This is a genomic window from Noviluteimonas caseinilytica (assembly GCF_018406605.1).
Taxonomy (GTDB): Bacteria; Pseudomonadota; Gammaproteobacteria; order Xanthomonadales; family Xanthomonadaceae; genus Noviluteimonas; species Noviluteimonas caseinilytica.
This window is the reverse complement of record NZ_AP024545.1, coordinates 1,593,734-1,607,346: the sequence shown is the minus strand read 5'-3', so window position 1 is coordinate 1,607,346 and position 13,613 is coordinate 1,593,734. Positions and strand designations below refer to the sequence as shown.

Here is a 13,613-nt window from a genome sequence, read left to right as displayed (position 1 = left end):
GAGCATAACGCGGGGCCGCCGCGCCTCGTCACGCGGCGGCCCCGGGACTATTTCTCAGTCCTTTTCCTTGCCGATGACCTCGCCGGTCTTCGGGTCGATCTTGATCTCCACATCCTTGCCCTGCGGATCGTCCGCCTCGGCGTTCCAGATGCCGTCTTCGAAGTCGACGTCGTGCACCTTCAGGTAGCCGGCCGCGGCCAGCTTGGCGCGCACGTCCTTCTCGCTGAGGTTGGCGACCTGTTCGTCCGGATAGACCTCGCCGGTCTTCGCATCGATGCGCACGTCGACGCGGTTGCCGTCCGCGCTGCGCGCATCGGCCTTCCACACGCCGTCCTTGAACTTGACGTCGTTGACCTTGGTGTAGCCATCGGCGGCGAGCTTCGCGCGCACCTGGGCTTCGGTCAGCGCGACCGGCGCGGCGACGCTGGCGGAGGCCGTCGTGCTGGTCGAGGCGGCGGGCTGCGCCTGCTGCGCGAAGCCGGTGCCGCTGGCGGCGAGGGCGAGCGTGAGGATCGCGAGGGATTTGTAGCGCATCGTGTACTCCTTGGATGGACCGGCGCGCAGTGTTGGTGCCGGCGCGCGAATCGCGGATGAAACGCGGGGCCGTGCACGGATCGCGATCACCGCGCGTTCGGCGAAGTCGATGCGGGGTGAAGCTTTGATTGCGTGCATGCGATGATCGCCGCATGTGGTCCTTCATCGTTCCAGCGCACGACGAGGCGCCGTTGCTCGGCGCCACGCTGGACGCCCTCCATGCCGCCGCGCGCGACGCAGGCTTCGATTACGAATGCGTCGTGGTCGACGACGCATCGACGGACGCCACCGCGGAGGTCGCACGCGCGCACGGCGCACGCGTGGTGTCCGTCGCGTTCCGCCACATCGCCGCCACGCGCAACGCCGGCGCGGCGGCCAGCACGGGCGAACGCCTGTGCTTCGTCGATGCCGACACGCTGGTCAACGCGGCGCTGCTGCGCGCCGCCAACGCTGCGCTGGACGCGGGCGCCGCCGGCGGCGGCTGCGCGGTGCGCCTGTCCGGCAACGTCGCCTGGCCGGTCCGCGCGTTCACCGCGCTGCTGATGCAGGCCTTCCGCTGGACGCACGTGACACCGGGCTGCTTCGTGTTCTGCACGCGCGCGGCGTTCCATGCCACCGGCGGGTTCGACGAAAGCTACTACGCTGCCGAAGACGTCGTCTTCAGCCGCGCGCTCGCACGCATCGGGCGCATCGCGATCCTGCGCGAAGCGGTGCACACGTCCGACCGCAAGTTGCGCACCTTCGGCGTGCTGGATCACTTCCGCCTGATGTTGCGCTTCGCGCTGGGCGGGCGCCGCGTGCTGCGCTCGCGCGATGCGCTCGCGCTCTGGTACGCACGACGCCGGCACTGATTCAGCGCGCGTTTCGCGTGCGATGGCGTTCAGCCTCGCGAGCCGTTTTTCACGCGATGGCGAAGCGGCTTTGGAGAGCATCGCGGCCGGTTTCGACTTGGCGCAAGAGCGCGCAGGAGCTGTCCGTACATGGTGCGAAGTACCTTGCTCTTCGTAGGCGGCATCCTGGTGGGCGCGGCGGGCGTGGGCGGCGTGGTGCTGCATCGCGCATCGGCCGAGCCCGTGGCCGAATGCAACGACGTCGCGCACCGCGCGCCGGATGCCTCGCTGTTGCCGCCCGATCCGCTGCCGCCGCTCGACCCCGCAGACGCGTCGCGCGATCCCTCGCCGGCCGCGCCGACGACCGGTGTCCAGCCGCGTTGAACCGGGACGCGCGCGGACGCACACTGACTGTGTGACTCCGCAGGACACCCCCATGAAACGCCTCGTTGCCGTCGCCTTCCTTGCCGCCGCCCTCGCAGGCTGCGCGTCCACCGGGCCGGCGCTGGTCACCGATCCCGCCCTCCCCCGCGCGTTGCCCACGGGCTCGGCGGTGGCGGTGCGCTGGAACGACCCGGCGGAATTCACCGAGATCCGCCACAGCCAGAACCGCTACCTGGCCGCGCAGGGTGATTGGGTCGAGAAGCTCGCGCGCTACGTGCAGGAAAGCACGCAACGCGCGCTGCCCGCCGGCGAGCGCGTCGACATCGACATCCTCGACATCACGCGCGCGGGCCAGTACGAGTGGATGTTCAGCAACGCGCAGGACATCCGCGTGATGCGCGACCTGTACCCGCCGCGCATGGACGTCCAGTTCAAGCACTACGACGCCAATGGCACCGTCATCGCGGAAGGCGAACGGCGCATCTCGGACCTGGCGTACCTCAACGGGCCGCAACCGCTGTCCAGCAGCGATCCGCTGCGCTACGAGAAGCGGATGATCGATCGCTGGGTCTATCGCGAGTTCGGCACGCGCACGCGCTGAAGCGACGGGTCAGGCGACCTGCGTGTCGCCCGGGAACAACTGCGCCATCGCCTTGATCAGCATGTCGGCGCTCAATGGCTTGACGAGATGGTCGACGAAGCCGGCCTGCCGCGTCTGTTCGCGATCGCTGGGCTGGCCGTAGCCGGTCAGCGCGACGAGCGCCGGCGGTTCCGGGAATTCCTCGCGGATGCGTTGCGCGAGCGTCGCGCCGTCCATGTCCGGCAAGCCGATGTCGAGGAACGCCACGTCCGGCATGAGCACGCGCAAGGCCGCCAGCGCACCACGTGCGTCATAGGCCGTCTGCGCATGGAAGCCCAGGCCCTGCAGTAAGGCCGCGAGCGTATCGGCCGCATCCTGGTTGTCGTCGACCACCAGCACGTGCCGCGCGCGCGGCAATGACGGGTGCGCCGCATCGCGGGTGACACCGCTGGGCGCCGCGGTCGCCGGCAGGCGCACGACGAATTCCGCGCCCTTGCCCAACCCCGCGCTGTACGCGCTGACTTCGCCGCCATGCAGCGTCACCAGCTGCTGCACCAGGCTCAGGCCGAGGCCCAGGCCGCCTTGCGTGCGCGCCGTGTCCTGGTCGCCCTGCACGAACAGGTTGAAGATGTCGGCGAGCCGGTGCTCGGCGATGCCGGGCCCGTTGTCGCGCACCGCCACCTCGATCTTGTCGTCCACGCGGCGCAGGTGGACGTCGATGCGGCCGCCGCGCCCGGTGAACTTCACCGCGTTGTTGAGCAGGTTGCTCACGATCTGCAGCAGGCGCGCGCGATCGCCGCGGACCCAGGCGGGCGACACCTCCCGTCCAAATCGGATGGTGTGTTCGCGGCTGCGCGCGAAGGGATCCATCGCTTCGATCGCTTCGTCGATCACGCCGCCCAGTTCGACCGCGGCCGATTCCAGGTGGATCTTGCCCGCGGTGATGCGGCCGACATCGAGCAGGTCGTCCACCAGGCGCGTCATCTGCACGACCTGGCGCGCGATGACGTCGCGGCACATGCGCAGGCGCTCGGACGCCAGCGGCTCCAGCTGCATGATCGAGACGGCGTTGGAAATCGGCGCAAGCGGATTGCGCAGTTCGTGGCCCAGCATCGCCAGGAACGTGGTGATGCGGCGGCCTTCGTCTTCCAGCGCCAGCACGCGGCGCTTCTCGCTCATGTCGCGCGTGACCTTGGCGAAGCCGATGTGGCGGCCCGAGTCGTCGCGCAACGCGGTGATCACCACGTTGGCCCAGAAGCGCGAGCCGTCCTTGCGCAGGCGCCAGCTTTCGTCTTCCACGCGGCCCTGTTCGAGGGCGATCTGGAGTTCGCGCTCCGGCCAGCCGCTCGCGATCACTTCCGGCGGATAGAACACGGAGAAATGGCGGCCGATGATTTCCTCGGCCGAGTATCCCTTCGCCTGTTGCGCGCCCGCGTTCCAGCTGGCGATGTTGCCGTCGGGATCGAGCATGAAGATCGCATAGTCGCGCACGCCTTCCACCAGCAGGCGGAAGCGTTCCTCGCTGCGGCGCAGGAGTTCGTCCTGCTTGCGCTTGGCGGTGAGGTCGCGGGTGATCTTGGAGAAGCCGACGAGGTGCCCGTCGTCGCCGAGGATGCGGGAGATGACGACGTTCGCCCAGAACTGCGTGCCGTCCTTGCGCACGCGCCAGCCTTCGTCTTCGAAGCGGCCGGTCTCGCGCGCAACGCGCAGCTCATGGTCCGGCCAATGCGCTTCGATCTGCTCGGGCAGGTAGAACGCGGAGAAATGGCGGCCGATGATCTCGCCCGCCGAGTAGCCCTTGATGTTTTCGGCGCCCGCATTCCAGGTGCGCACGATGCCGTCGGGATCGAGCAGGAAGATCCCGTAGTCGGGCACGTCTTCCACCAGCCGGCGGAAGAGCGCGTTGTCGTGCTGCCAGTCCGGCAATCCCGCCGGCGGCTTGCTGGTGTTGCGCCACATGTTCGACTCATCCCCCCGCGCCGGGCGTGGCCCGATGCGCATCGCTCCCGGGAGCCAGACCCCTGGACTCCGCGCGGGATTGGACCATCGCACACGTTAATCCGTCTTCACAACGCAGGCGGCGCCGACATCCCGTCCTGGAATGCGGCGCCGTCGTCGATCACGCTTCAGCAATCGTTACTTGTTGCCGTCCGCCGGGGTCGCGGCTGCGGCCGGCGGCTTGGACGCGTCGGCCGGCTTGCTGGCCTTGTCCATGTGGTCCATGTGGTCCATGCCGGCGTGGTCGCCCATCATCATCTTCATGCCGGCTTCCATTTCGGCGTGCGTGACGTTGCCGTCCTTGTCGGCATCCATCTCGCCGAACATCTTCGCGGCGCCCGCGTCGTGTTCCGCGGCGGAGAGCTTGCCGTCACCGTCGGTGTCCATCGAGGCGATCTTGTCGGCCGACGACATCATGTGGCCGTGGTCGGCCATCTTCGCGTCCTTGCCCTTGTCGGCGCCCATCTTGTCGCCCTTGCCCTTCCACATGTCGGCCGAATAGGCGTCCATCTCGGCGGCGGTGACGAAGCCGTCCTTGTCCTTGTCCATGCCGGCGAACATCTTGGTGGCGCCCGCTGCATGTTCCGACGCACTGATCTTGCCGTCGTTGTTGGTGTCCATCATCTTGAACTTCGCATCGTCCTTGGCCAGCGCGTTGCCGGAAAGCGCGGCGCCGCCGAGCATGGAGATCAGGATCAACGTAAGGGTCTTGCGGGTCATCGTTTTGACTCCAGCCTTGAAAGAGCGGCGAGGGTGCGCCGCATTCGGTAAGGGGGGCGTCAATTCCGGGGGCCAAGCTCTGCAGCCGTGGTCGGGACATTCACGTTCACCGGTTTGAATGCGCAAACGCCACGATCACGGCTGCTTGGTACGTTCAGGGATCTTCCAACGCGGAGCCCCGCCATGCGCCTGCTGGTCCTGCTGCTGTCGCTCGCGATGCCGATCGTCGCGTTCTTCTCGCAACGCGGGGCGTTCGGGCCCGACAACGGGGCGATCTCGGGGCAATACCCCACGCTGGTCGTCGCCGCAGGTTTCGCCTTCGCGATCTGGGGCGTGATCTTCCTCCTCGATGTGCTCTACGGGATCTGGCAGGCCACCGGCGAACGCCGCGGCGATGCCACGCTCGATCGCATCGCACCGTTGACCGCGGCGGGCTTCGCGTTGACCGCGGTCTGGATGCCGCTGTTCTCGATGGGCCACTTCGGCGTGTGCCTGGTCGTGATCATCGCGGCGCTCGTCTGCCTGCTGCGCGCGGCGATCGTGCTGACCGACGACGCCACCCGCCTGCCGCGCCAGTGGTTGTGGGCGTGGACGCCGGTGTCGTTGCACGCGGGCTGGCTGTCGGTCGCGGCGTTCCTGGATCTCGCGCAGACCATCGTCGCGTACGGCTGGCTGCCGACGACGCACATGCTGCCGTGGAGCATCGCGCTCTTCGTCGGCCTGGCTGCGTTGCTGTTGTGGGCGAATGCGCGCATGCGCGGCAACGTGGACTACGCGGGCGCCGCGGCGTGGGGCCTGGTGGCCGTGTACGTGAAGCAATCGGGCTGGGACCTGCCGGGCGCGAGCACGGCGGCATGGATCGCGTTGCTGCTCGCGATCGTGCTGATCGCGCAGACGATCTGGTTGCGGATGAAGTGGCGCGGCGGCGTGGTGGCCGACGCCGCCACGTGACTCAGTGCGGCTCGCCGTAGTCCGCCAATGGCGGCGCGGCGGGCAGCGCCTTGTCGTCGACGCGGTGCGCGTCGACGTTGCGCGCGAGCGCCCCGCCCGGATCGTCCTTCAGCGTGCCGGTGAGCGTGGTGTCCGCCGTCATCGTGTACGCCCAGGTGCCGGTGCCGCGTCCCCACGTGAAATGCGCGCCCGCACTGCGATCGTCCGCACCGAGCTGCATGCGCAGCGCGCCCATCGGTTCGCGCTTGCCCGCGAGGATCTTGTCGGCGTAGAGGATCGCGACGTGCGGCGCGCTGCGCACGAAGCGATACACGATCGTTTCATCCTTGCACGCGGGATGGCGCACCTTGTCCACGCAGGTCGAATGCCCGGTCCAGGGACCGGACAGCAACGTGGCCTTCGCGCTGGATTGCGGCGGTGCGGCCGCAGCGGCGGTTGCGACGAACCACAACACAACGAGTGCGATGCGCATCGAAGCCCTCCTCAGGCGACGTTGTCGTCCACCCCGTACCGCAGCCAGCGTTCGGCGACGCCGGTGTCGGCGAATGCGCGCGCATCGATGCCCGCTTCGCGCGCGAAGATTTCGCAATACTCCAGGTGATCCATGCCGCTCGGCTTGACGTGCGCGATGCGGATGCCTTCCAGGCCCTGGCCCGTCATGCGTTCGACGAGGCTGCGCCACTCGTCGATCGCCAGTTCGTGGCCCTGCAGCCGGTCGCACACGAACAGCCACTTGGGTCTGTGCTTCGCGACTTCCGCCACGATGCTGGTCCAGTAGGCGATCGTGTTGGCCAGCGTGCGCTTGCCGGCGACCGTCGCCCGGAGGCCGTCGCCCTGGCGCCGCAGGTCCAATGCGTAGTCATCGTCCTTGTGCATGCCGCCGAGCATAGGCAGGCGCGGGCCTCGCGTCGAGCGCGTACTGACGCCCGGCACACCGCCCGCCCCGGACACTGCGGCGATGCCCCACCCCACCCGCGACCTCGTCGTCATGCGCCCGGAAGGCCTGTACTGCCCGGCCGGCCGCTTCCACATCGACCCTTGGCGGCCGGTGCCGCGCGCCGTCATCACGCACGGCCACGGCGACCACGCGCGCGGCGGCATGGGCGAGTACCACGCCACCGCCGCCGGCCTGCCGATCCTGCGCTGGCGCCTGGGCGACGAGCGCATCGATGCGCACGAATACGGCGAAACGTTCGTGCTCGACGATGCGCGCGTGTCCTTCCATTCGGCGGGCCACGTGCTCGGGTCGGCGCAGGTGCGCATCGAGGTCGACGGCGAAACCTGGGTGGCGTCGGGCGACTACAAGCGCCAGCCGGATCCGACGTGCGCGCCGTTCGAAGTGGTGCCGTGCGACACGTTCATCACCGAAGCGACGTTCGGGTTGCCGGTGTATCGCTGGCCGCACACGCCGGACGTCGCGCGCGAGATCGTCGAATGGCGCGAGGAATGCGCAGAACGCGGCGAGGCGGCGGTGTTGTTCTGCTACGCGCTGGGCAAGGCGCAGCGCGTGCTCGCGGAACTGATGGCGTTCACCGATCGGCCGGCGTGGCTGCATGGTGCGATCGCGGCGGGCGTGCAGGTGTATCGCGAATGCGGGATCCCGTTGCTCGAGACGCGGCTGGTGTCGGACGAACAACGAGGTGCGGACTTCGCAGGCGAACTGGTGCTCGCACCGCCGTCCGCCGCGGGCAGTGCATGGATGCGACGCTTCAAGCACGCACAGACCGGGTTCGCGTCGGGCTGGATGCGGTTGCGCGGCAACCGGCGGCGACGCAACCACGATCGCGGCTTCGTCGTCTCCGACCACGCCGACTGGCCCGACTTGCTGCGCACGATCCGGGATACCGGCGCCAGCCGCGTGATCGCCACGCATGGCAACACCGATGCGATCGTGCGCGCGCTGAACGAAGCCGGCATCGCCACCGGTGTGTTCGATACGCAGTTCGGTGGCGAAGACTGATGCGCCGCTTCGCGGCCCTGTACCGGCGCCTGGATCGCAGCACCGCGACCGGCGACAAGCGCGCGGCGCTGGTGGATTACTTCCGCGATGCGCCGCCGCAGGACGCCGCGTGGGCCTTGTGGTTGCTGGCCGGCGGCAAGATCGGCGGGGCGCGCGCGAAGATCGCGGGCACGAACGAACTGCGCGACTGGGTCGCCAGTGCGAGCGGCAATCCGGCGTGGCTGGTGGAAAAAAGTTACCACCATGTGGGCGATCTCGCCGAAACGCTGACGTTGTTGCTGGACGATCCCCCGCCGTCGTTGCAGGACGACACGCCGCTGCACGTGTGGATCGAACAACGCTTGCTCGGCGTCGCGGGCCAGGACGAAGCGACCCGGCGCGCACTGGTGACATCGGCGTGGTCGACGCTCGCGTTCGACGAACGGCTCGCCTTCAACAAGCTGCTGACGGGGGCGTTGCGCGTCGGTGTCTCGCAGCGCCTCGTGCAACAGGCGCTGGCCGAATTGAGCGGCGTGGATATCGCGCGCATCGCACAGCGCATGCTGGGTACCTGGGCGCCCTCGCCTGCCTTCCTGCGCGACCTGCTTACGCCCGGCGAACTGCCCGGCGATCGCGCGCAACCGTATCCGTTCTTCCTCGCCTCGCCGCTGGAGGCCGAGCCCGACACGCTCGGGCCGATCGAGGATTGGTTGCTCGAATGGAAGTGGGACGGCATCCGCGTGCAGCTGATCCGCCGCGGCAGCGACATCGCGTTGTGGTCGCGCGGCGAGGAGCGCCTGGATGGGCGTTTCCCGGAGATCGAACACGCGCTCGCCTCGCTCCCCGGCGATGCGGTCCTCGATGGCGAGCTGCTCGGCTGGCGCGAAGGCGATGCGCCGCTGCCGTTCACCGCGCTGCAGACACGCATCCAGCGGCGCAAGCCGGGGCCGAAGATCCTCGCCGATACGCCGGCGCGGGTGCTGGTGTACGACTTGCTCGAACGCGATGGCGAAGACCTGCGCGAACGGCCGCTCGCGGAGCGACGCGCGATGCTGGAAGCCTTGCTCGCCTCCCACGCCGATCCGCGCATGGTGTTGTCGCCGCGCGTCGCGACGCCGGACTGGGCCGAGGCCGCGCGCCTGCGCGACGACGCGCGCGAGCGCGGCGTTGAAGGCCTGATGCTGAAGCGCCTCGCTTCGCCCTACCAGGTGGGCCGCAAGCGCGGCGACTGGTGGAAGTGGAAGATCGCGCCGCTCACGATCGACGCCGTGCTGCTGTATGCGCAGTCGGGACATGGCCGGCGCAGCGCGCTCTACACCGATTACACGTTCGGGCTGTGGGACGGCGATGCGCTGGTGCCCGTCGCCAAGGCGTACTCGGGGCTCGACGACAAGGAAATCCTGCAACTGGATCGCTGGATCCGCGCGAACACGCTCGAGCGCTTCGGGCCCGTGCGGTCGGTGACGCCGCTGCACGTGTTCGAGCTGGGCTTCGAAGCGGTGAATCGTTCGACGCGCCACAAGTCCGGCATAGCGGTGCGTTTCCCGCGCATCCTGCGGTGGCGGCACGACAAGCCTGCAGCGGAAGCGGATCGCCTCGACACGTTGCGGACGCTCGCCCGGTGACGGCCGCGCGGCGACCGGACGTCACGCCGCGCCGCATGGCGCCGTTGAAGGCGTGGTTCGATGCGCAGGGATGGCGTGCGCTGCCGTTCCAGCGCGAGGTGTGGGCGCGGTGGCTCGCCGGGGAATCGGGGTTGCTGCACACGCCGACAGGGAGCGGGAAGACGCTTGCGGCCTTCGGCGGTCCGTTGCTGGATGTACTGGAGACCGCGCGCGCCGACGGACCGGTGAAGCGCAAGAAGAACGCGCCGCGTACGTTGCGCCTGCTGTGGATCACGCCGCTGCGCGCGCTGGCGACCGACACGGTGCGCGCGTTGCGCGAGCCGGTCGATGCGCTGGGCCTGGATTGGCGCATCGGCCTGCGCACCGGCGATGCGAGCGCGCGCGACAAGCGCCTGGCGCGCGCGGGGCAACTGGATGCCCTGGTGACGACACCGGAATCGTTGGCGTTGCTGCTGTCGTATCCGGAGACCGCGGCGCAGTTCGCCGGCCTGCGCACCGTGGTCGTCGACGAGTGGCACGAGTTGCTCGGCAACAAGCGGGGCGTGTTGTTGCAGCTGGCCTTGGCGCGCCTGCGTGCGCTTGCGCCGTCGCTGCGCACGTGGGGCTTGTCGGCGACGCTGGGCAACCTCGGGGAAGCGCGCGATGTGTTGCTGCCGCACGCGCCGGATGCCGCGCTGGTCTCCGGATTGCCGCCGCGCGCGTTGACGCTCGAAACCTTGCTGCCGGACGCGGGCGAACGCTTCCCGTGGGCCGGTCACCTGGGCCTCGTGCAACTCTCGCGCGTCATCGACCGCCTGCTGTCGCAACGCACGAGCCTGCTGTTCACCAACACGCGTTCGCAAGCCGAGCTGTGGCATCGCGCATTGTCCGCGGTGTGGCCCGAGGACCAGGGCACGCTGGCGCTGCATCACGGCTCGCTGGACCCGAAGTTGCGCAGCGCCGCCGAACAGGGGTTGCGCGAAGGCACGGTGCGTTGCGTGGTCGCGACGTCGAGCCTCGATCTCGGCGTGGATTTCCCGGCCGTCGACCAGGTGCTGCAACTCGGCAGCCCGAAAGGCATGGCGCGCCTGCTGCAACGCGCGGGGCGCGCGCGCCATCGCCCGGGCGAACCGGCGCACGTCGTGTGCGTGCCGACGCATGCGCTGGAACTGATGGAGTACGCCGCGGCGCGCGATGCGCTCGCCCACGGCCGCATCGAGCCGCGCACGCCGCCGCGCCTGTCGCTCGACGTCCTCGCGCAGCATTGCGTGACGCTGGCGTTGGGGGGCGGCTTCCATGCCGACGCGCTGTACGACGAAGTCCGCGGCACGCATGCGTTCGCCGAACTCGATCCGCGCACGTGGTCAGCCGTCATCGAGTTCATTGTGCAGGGCGGCAGCGCGCTCGCGCACTACCCCGACTATCGGCGCGTGGTGCGCGGCGACGACGGGCGTTACATCGTCGAGGACCGCAAGGTCGCGTTCCGCCATCGTTTGTCCATCGGCACGATCACCAGCGATGGGAGCGTGGCGGTGAAGTTCCTGCGCGGCGGCGCCCTGGGCTCGGTGGAGGAAAACTTCATCGGCAGGCTGCGGCCGGGCGATCGCTTCCAGTTCGCGGGGCGCACGCTCGAACTCGTGCGCCTGCACGAAATGACCGCGCAGGTGCGCATGGCGAAGCGTGCCGACGGCATGGTGCCGAAGTGGCAGGGCGGCCGCATGCCGTTGTCGGGGGAATTGGGGCGCGAGGTGGAGCGCGTGTTCGCGCGCGTGGCGGCCGGTGAAAGCGACGCCCCCGAAGTGCGCGCCCTCGCGCCGCTGCTGCGCCTGCAACACGCGTTGTCCGCCCTGCCCGGCCCGGATCACCTGCTGGCGGAATGGGTGCGGGCGCGCGACGGCAAGCACCTGTTCCTGTATCCGTTCGCGGGGCGCGCCGTGCATGAAGGCCTCGCCGCGCTGCTCGCATTGCGCTGGGGCCGGCGCGCGCCGAACTCGTTTTCGTTCACGGCCAACGACTACGGCCTGGTGTTGTCCGTGCAGGCCGACGCGGACGTCGACGCCGCGCTGATCCATGCATTGCTGCAACCCGACGCGCTCGTGGAAGACCTCACCGACAGCTTCAACCTCACGGAGCTCGCGCGCCGCCAGTTTCGCGAGATCGCGCGCGTGTCCGGCTTGCTGCCGCCATCGCTGCCGGGGCGTGCGCCGCGCTCGCTGCGGCAGTTGCAGGCATCGAGTGGCTTGCTCTACGACGTGCTCGCGCGGCACGACCCCGATCACCTGCTGCTTGCGCAGGCGCAACGCGAAGTGTTCGCGCAGCAACTGGACGTCGTGCACCTGGCACACGTGCTCGCCGATTGCGCGCGGCGGCCGGTGGCGCTGCATCGCCCGAAGTCGCTGACGCCGCTATCGTTCCCGCTGTGGGCCGAAAGCCAGCGCGCACACCTGAGCACGGAGGACTGGCGCGCCCGCGTCGCCCGCGTGGCGGAGCAACTGGAAAAACGCCATGGCTGAGTCGATGGCCCTCGATGTCGCAGGCGAAACCCTCCTGCTGCTCGCCGACCGCGCGGTGTATCGCCCCGCGCGCGAACGCCTCTATCTCGCCGACCTGCACCTGGGCAAGGCCGACATCTTCCGCCAGGCCGGCATCGCGATGCCAAGTGGCGGCACGCAGCACGACCTAGGACGCATCGCGGCGCTCGTCGACGCCACGCAGGCGCGCAGCGTGTGGGTGCTGGGCGACTTCCTCCATGGCGCGATCGATTCGCCGCAATGGCGCCGCGGGTGGGAGGCGTTCCGCGATGCCTGGCCCGCGCTGGAATTCGGCGTGCTTGCCGGCAACCACGACCGCGCGTTGGCGCGCGCGGGCCTCGATTTGCAATTGCTGGGCGACGCGGTCGAAGACGGCGCCTTGTCGTTGCGGCACGCACCAGATCCGCATGCGCCCGGGCACGTGCTGTGCGGGCATTTGCATCCGACATTGAAAGTGGAAGGCTTGCCGGGGCGATGGCCTGCGTTCTGGTTGCAGGCGCGGACGTTGGTGCTGCCCGCGTTCTCGGCATTCACGGGTGGGCGCACGCCGAGGGTTGCGACAGGGGAGTCGCTGGTGGCGTGCATCCACGACTCGTTGCTGCGGGTGACATGATTCGATCTGCGCGACAATTCGCTCTTGATCCTGTGGGCCGATCGCGCTAATTTCCGCGCCGGACTGGGGATTCTCGGTCGGCAACTGGCCCTGGCGCGCGCGTCGGGGCCTTTTGTTATCTACGGAAACACCTTCAAGCCCCAGCCCTTCGATTCACCGCGCCGATTGCGGTGGAATTTGCCTGCCAACGCGTCGAATGCGCGATTGGCTTGCGTGGGCCGCAAGGTACGCATTCCGACAGGCCTTGCCACCAGGTCGGCCATCTGCAGGCCAGTGGCGTTGGCTTGCTTCCCGGCGAAAACGAGCCTGAGCGGGAGGTGTGCTCCATTGAAGTTGCTCCCGGCGCAAATGCGATCGAACTCCGCTTGCAGTTCGGCGTCTTCCCGCTTGCCACGTCGTTCGACGACGACGTGTGTCACCGCCGACTGTCCTCGCGCCGCGAGATATCCATGCACGCGCTCCAGGCCAAAAGCCAATGCGACGTGATAAGGGTTGCGTGGAGCGGCATACCGTCGTTTGAGGCGCTGTTTGTCGATGACCGAACAGACGAGCCCGAATTCCGCATCTCGCATGATGCCGGTAAGTTCTTCCAGGAACGCTGCCTTCGCGTCGGCCCTTTTGAGCGCCTTGAAGTGGCCCAGGTCCCTGCGGATGTCGCGCTCGTGCAGGACTACCTGGTCATGGCCGAAATAGCGCAACTTGAAGCGCTGGATGGCCGGAACCACACGCTCCACGTACTGGGTCTTCTGGAAGATGCAGAACGACAGGACGAAGACCGGATATTGCGGATTAACGCGCTCCAGTCCGTGGTCACCGCTTTCGTCGGCAAAGACGATGTAGTCGGAGAATGGGGGCACGCGCAAGCCAAGCGGCGGACGGGCGTGCAGTCTGCTCGTCGACGCGTCGTATATGCCTTGACTTCGACCTCA

General features: G+C 68.7%; 14 protein-coding genes. 8 read left to right on the top strand and 6 right to left on the bottom strand.

The genetic code is table 11. From position 1 onward, the window contains the following. Positions 1–54: 54 nt before the first annotated feature. Positions 55–534 (bottom strand): PepSY domain-containing protein, encoded by a 480-nt coding sequence (locus LYSCAS_RS07860; RefSeq protein WP_213437383.1) that lies wholly within the window; start codon positions 532–534, stop codon positions 55–57. A 152-nt stretch (positions 535–686) separates the two neighbouring features. Between LYSCAS_RS07860 and LYSCAS_RS07855 the strand changes: the two genes are divergently transcribed. The 3 genes from LYSCAS_RS07855 (at position 687) to LYSCAS_RS07845 (ending at position 2,349) form a co-directional block, all read left to right on the top strand. Further along, positions 687–1,385, top strand: coding sequence for a glycosyltransferase (locus LYSCAS_RS07855; RefSeq protein ID WP_213437381.1), 699 nt, complete (start codon positions 687–689; stop codon positions 1,383–1,385). 129 nt (positions 1,386–1,514) lie between these two features. Next, entirely contained in the window at positions 1,515–1,748 is a 234-nt protein-coding gene (locus LYSCAS_RS07850; protein WP_213437379.1) for a hypothetical protein, read from the top strand. A 52-nt stretch (positions 1,749–1,800) separates the two neighbouring features. Continuing rightward, positions 1,801–2,349, top strand: coding sequence for a DUF3016 domain-containing protein (locus LYSCAS_RS07845; RefSeq protein WP_213437377.1), 549 nt, complete (start codon positions 1,801–1,803; stop codon positions 2,347–2,349). Between the two features lie 9 nt (positions 2,350–2,358). On the opposite strand, the gene LYSCAS_RS07840 is transcribed toward LYSCAS_RS07845, so the two are convergent. Next, positions 2,359–4,287 carry a PAS domain-containing hybrid sensor histidine kinase/response regulator gene (locus tag LYSCAS_RS07840; protein ID WP_213437375.1) on the bottom strand — a complete coding sequence of 643 codons (1,929 nt, stop codon included), beginning with the start codon at positions 4,285–4,287 and terminating at the stop codon, positions 2,359–2,361. Between the two features lie 177 nt (positions 4,288–4,464). After that, positions 4,465–5,046, bottom strand: a complete 582-nt coding sequence (locus LYSCAS_RS07835; RefSeq protein WP_213437373.1) for an EF-hand domain-containing protein — start codon at positions 5,044–5,046, stop codon at positions 4,465–4,467. Between the two features lie 183 nt (positions 5,047–5,229). Between LYSCAS_RS07835 and LYSCAS_RS07830 the strand changes: the two genes are divergently transcribed. Next, a complete protein-coding gene (locus LYSCAS_RS07830) occupies positions 5,230–5,997 on the top strand; it encodes a hypothetical protein (RefSeq protein ID WP_213437371.1) in 768 nt (255 codons plus the stop codon). Position 5,998: 1 nt separating this feature from the next. Here LYSCAS_RS07830 and LYSCAS_RS07825 read toward each other — a convergent pair whose 3' ends face one another. Both LYSCAS_RS07825 and LYSCAS_RS07820 read right to left on the bottom strand, forming a co-directional pair. Beyond that, positions 5,999–6,469 carry a hypothetical protein gene (locus LYSCAS_RS07825; protein ID WP_213437369.1) on the bottom strand — a complete coding sequence of 157 codons (471 nt, stop codon included), beginning with the start codon at positions 6,467–6,469 and terminating at the stop codon, positions 5,999–6,001. Positions 6,470–6,480: 11 nt separating this feature from the next. Further along, the gene (locus LYSCAS_RS07820; RefSeq protein WP_213437368.1) at positions 6,481–6,873 is read right to left on the bottom strand and encodes a hypothetical protein; all 393 of its coding nucleotides are present in this window, start codon (positions 6,871–6,873) and stop codon (positions 6,481–6,483) included. A gap of 82 nt (positions 6,874–6,955) precedes the next feature. Between LYSCAS_RS07820 and LYSCAS_RS07815 the strand changes: the two genes are divergently transcribed. The 4 genes from LYSCAS_RS07815 to pdeM are packed head-to-tail and all read left to right on the top strand — an operon-like array spanning position 6,956 to position 12,684. Continuing rightward, positions 6,956–7,957, top strand: a complete 1,002-nt coding sequence (locus LYSCAS_RS07815; RefSeq protein WP_213437366.1) for a ligase-associated DNA damage response exonuclease — start codon at positions 6,956–6,958, stop codon at positions 7,955–7,957. Next, complete coding sequence (locus LYSCAS_RS07810; RefSeq protein WP_213437364.1) at positions 7,957–9,561, top strand: ATP-dependent DNA ligase; 1,605 nt, start codon at positions 7,957–7,959, stop codon at positions 9,559–9,561. The genes LYSCAS_RS07815 and LYSCAS_RS07810 overlap by 1 nt, the downstream gene beginning before the upstream one ends. Before the next feature lie 35 nt (positions 9,562–9,596). Then, the gene (locus LYSCAS_RS07805) at positions 9,597–12,053 is read left to right on the top strand and encodes a ligase-associated DNA damage response DEXH box helicase (protein ID WP_213437362.1); all 2,457 of its coding nucleotides are present in this window, start codon (positions 9,597–9,599) and stop codon (positions 12,051–12,053) included. Next, complete coding sequence (pdeM, locus tag LYSCAS_RS07800; protein WP_213437360.1) at positions 12,046–12,684, top strand: ligase-associated DNA damage response endonuclease PdeM; 639 nt, start codon at positions 12,046–12,048, stop codon at positions 12,682–12,684. Before LYSCAS_RS07805 ends, pdeM begins: the two co-directional genes overlap by 8 nt. Before the next feature lie 119 nt (positions 12,685–12,803). On the opposite strand, the gene LYSCAS_RS07795 is transcribed toward pdeM, so the two are convergent. Continuing rightward, entirely contained in the window at positions 12,804–13,541 is a 738-nt protein-coding gene (locus tag LYSCAS_RS07795) for a DUF3800 domain-containing protein (RefSeq protein ID WP_213437358.1), read from the bottom strand. Positions 13,542–13,613: the final 72 nt, after the last annotated feature.

What these genes read in the sequence shown, in the direction of transcription:
- LYSCAS_RS07860 (WP_213437383.1), bottom strand. Translation starts at nt 534, where the DNA reads ATGCGCTACAAATCCCTCGCGATCCTCACGCTCGCCCTCGCCGCCAGC.
- LYSCAS_RS07820 (WP_213437368.1), bottom strand. Translation starts at nt 6,873, where the DNA reads ATGCACAAGGACGATGACTACGCATTGGACCTGCGGCGCCAGGGCGAC.
- LYSCAS_RS07840 (WP_213437375.1), bottom strand. Translation starts at nt 4,287, where the DNA reads ATGTGGCGCAACACCAGCAAGCCGCCGGCGGGATTGCCGGACTGGCAG.
- LYSCAS_RS07850 (WP_213437379.1), top strand. Translation starts at nt 1,515, where the DNA reads ATGGTGCGAAGTACCTTGCTCTTCGTAGGCGGCATCCTGGTGGGCGCG.
- pdeM (WP_213437360.1), top strand. Translation starts at nt 12,046, where the DNA reads ATGGCTGAGTCGATGGCCCTCGATGTCGCAGGCGAAACCCTCCTGCTG.
- LYSCAS_RS07825 (WP_213437369.1), bottom strand. Translation starts at nt 6,469, where the DNA reads ATGCGCATCGCACTCGTTGTGTTGTGGTTCGTCGCAACCGCCGCTGCG.
- LYSCAS_RS07855 (WP_213437381.1), top strand. Translation starts at nt 687, where the DNA reads ATGTGGTCCTTCATCGTTCCAGCGCACGACGAGGCGCCGTTGCTCGGC.
- LYSCAS_RS07805 (WP_213437362.1), top strand. Translation starts at nt 9,597, where the DNA reads ATGGCGCCGTTGAAGGCGTGGTTCGATGCGCAGGGATGGCGTGCGCTG.
- LYSCAS_RS07835 (WP_213437373.1), bottom strand. Translation starts at nt 5,046, where the DNA reads ATGACCCGCAAGACCCTTACGTTGATCCTGATCTCCATGCTCGGCGGC.
- LYSCAS_RS07845 (WP_213437377.1), top strand. Translation starts at nt 1,801, where the DNA reads ATGAAACGCCTCGTTGCCGTCGCCTTCCTTGCCGCCGCCCTCGCAGGC.
- LYSCAS_RS07815 (WP_213437366.1), top strand. Translation starts at nt 6,956, where the DNA reads ATGCCCCACCCCACCCGCGACCTCGTCGTCATGCGCCCGGAAGGCCTG.
- LYSCAS_RS07830 (WP_213437371.1), top strand. Translation starts at nt 5,230, where the DNA reads ATGCGCCTGCTGGTCCTGCTGCTGTCGCTCGCGATGCCGATCGTCGCG.
- LYSCAS_RS07810 (WP_213437364.1), top strand. Translation starts at nt 7,957, where the DNA reads ATGCGCCGCTTCGCGGCCCTGTACCGGCGCCTGGATCGCAGCACCGCG.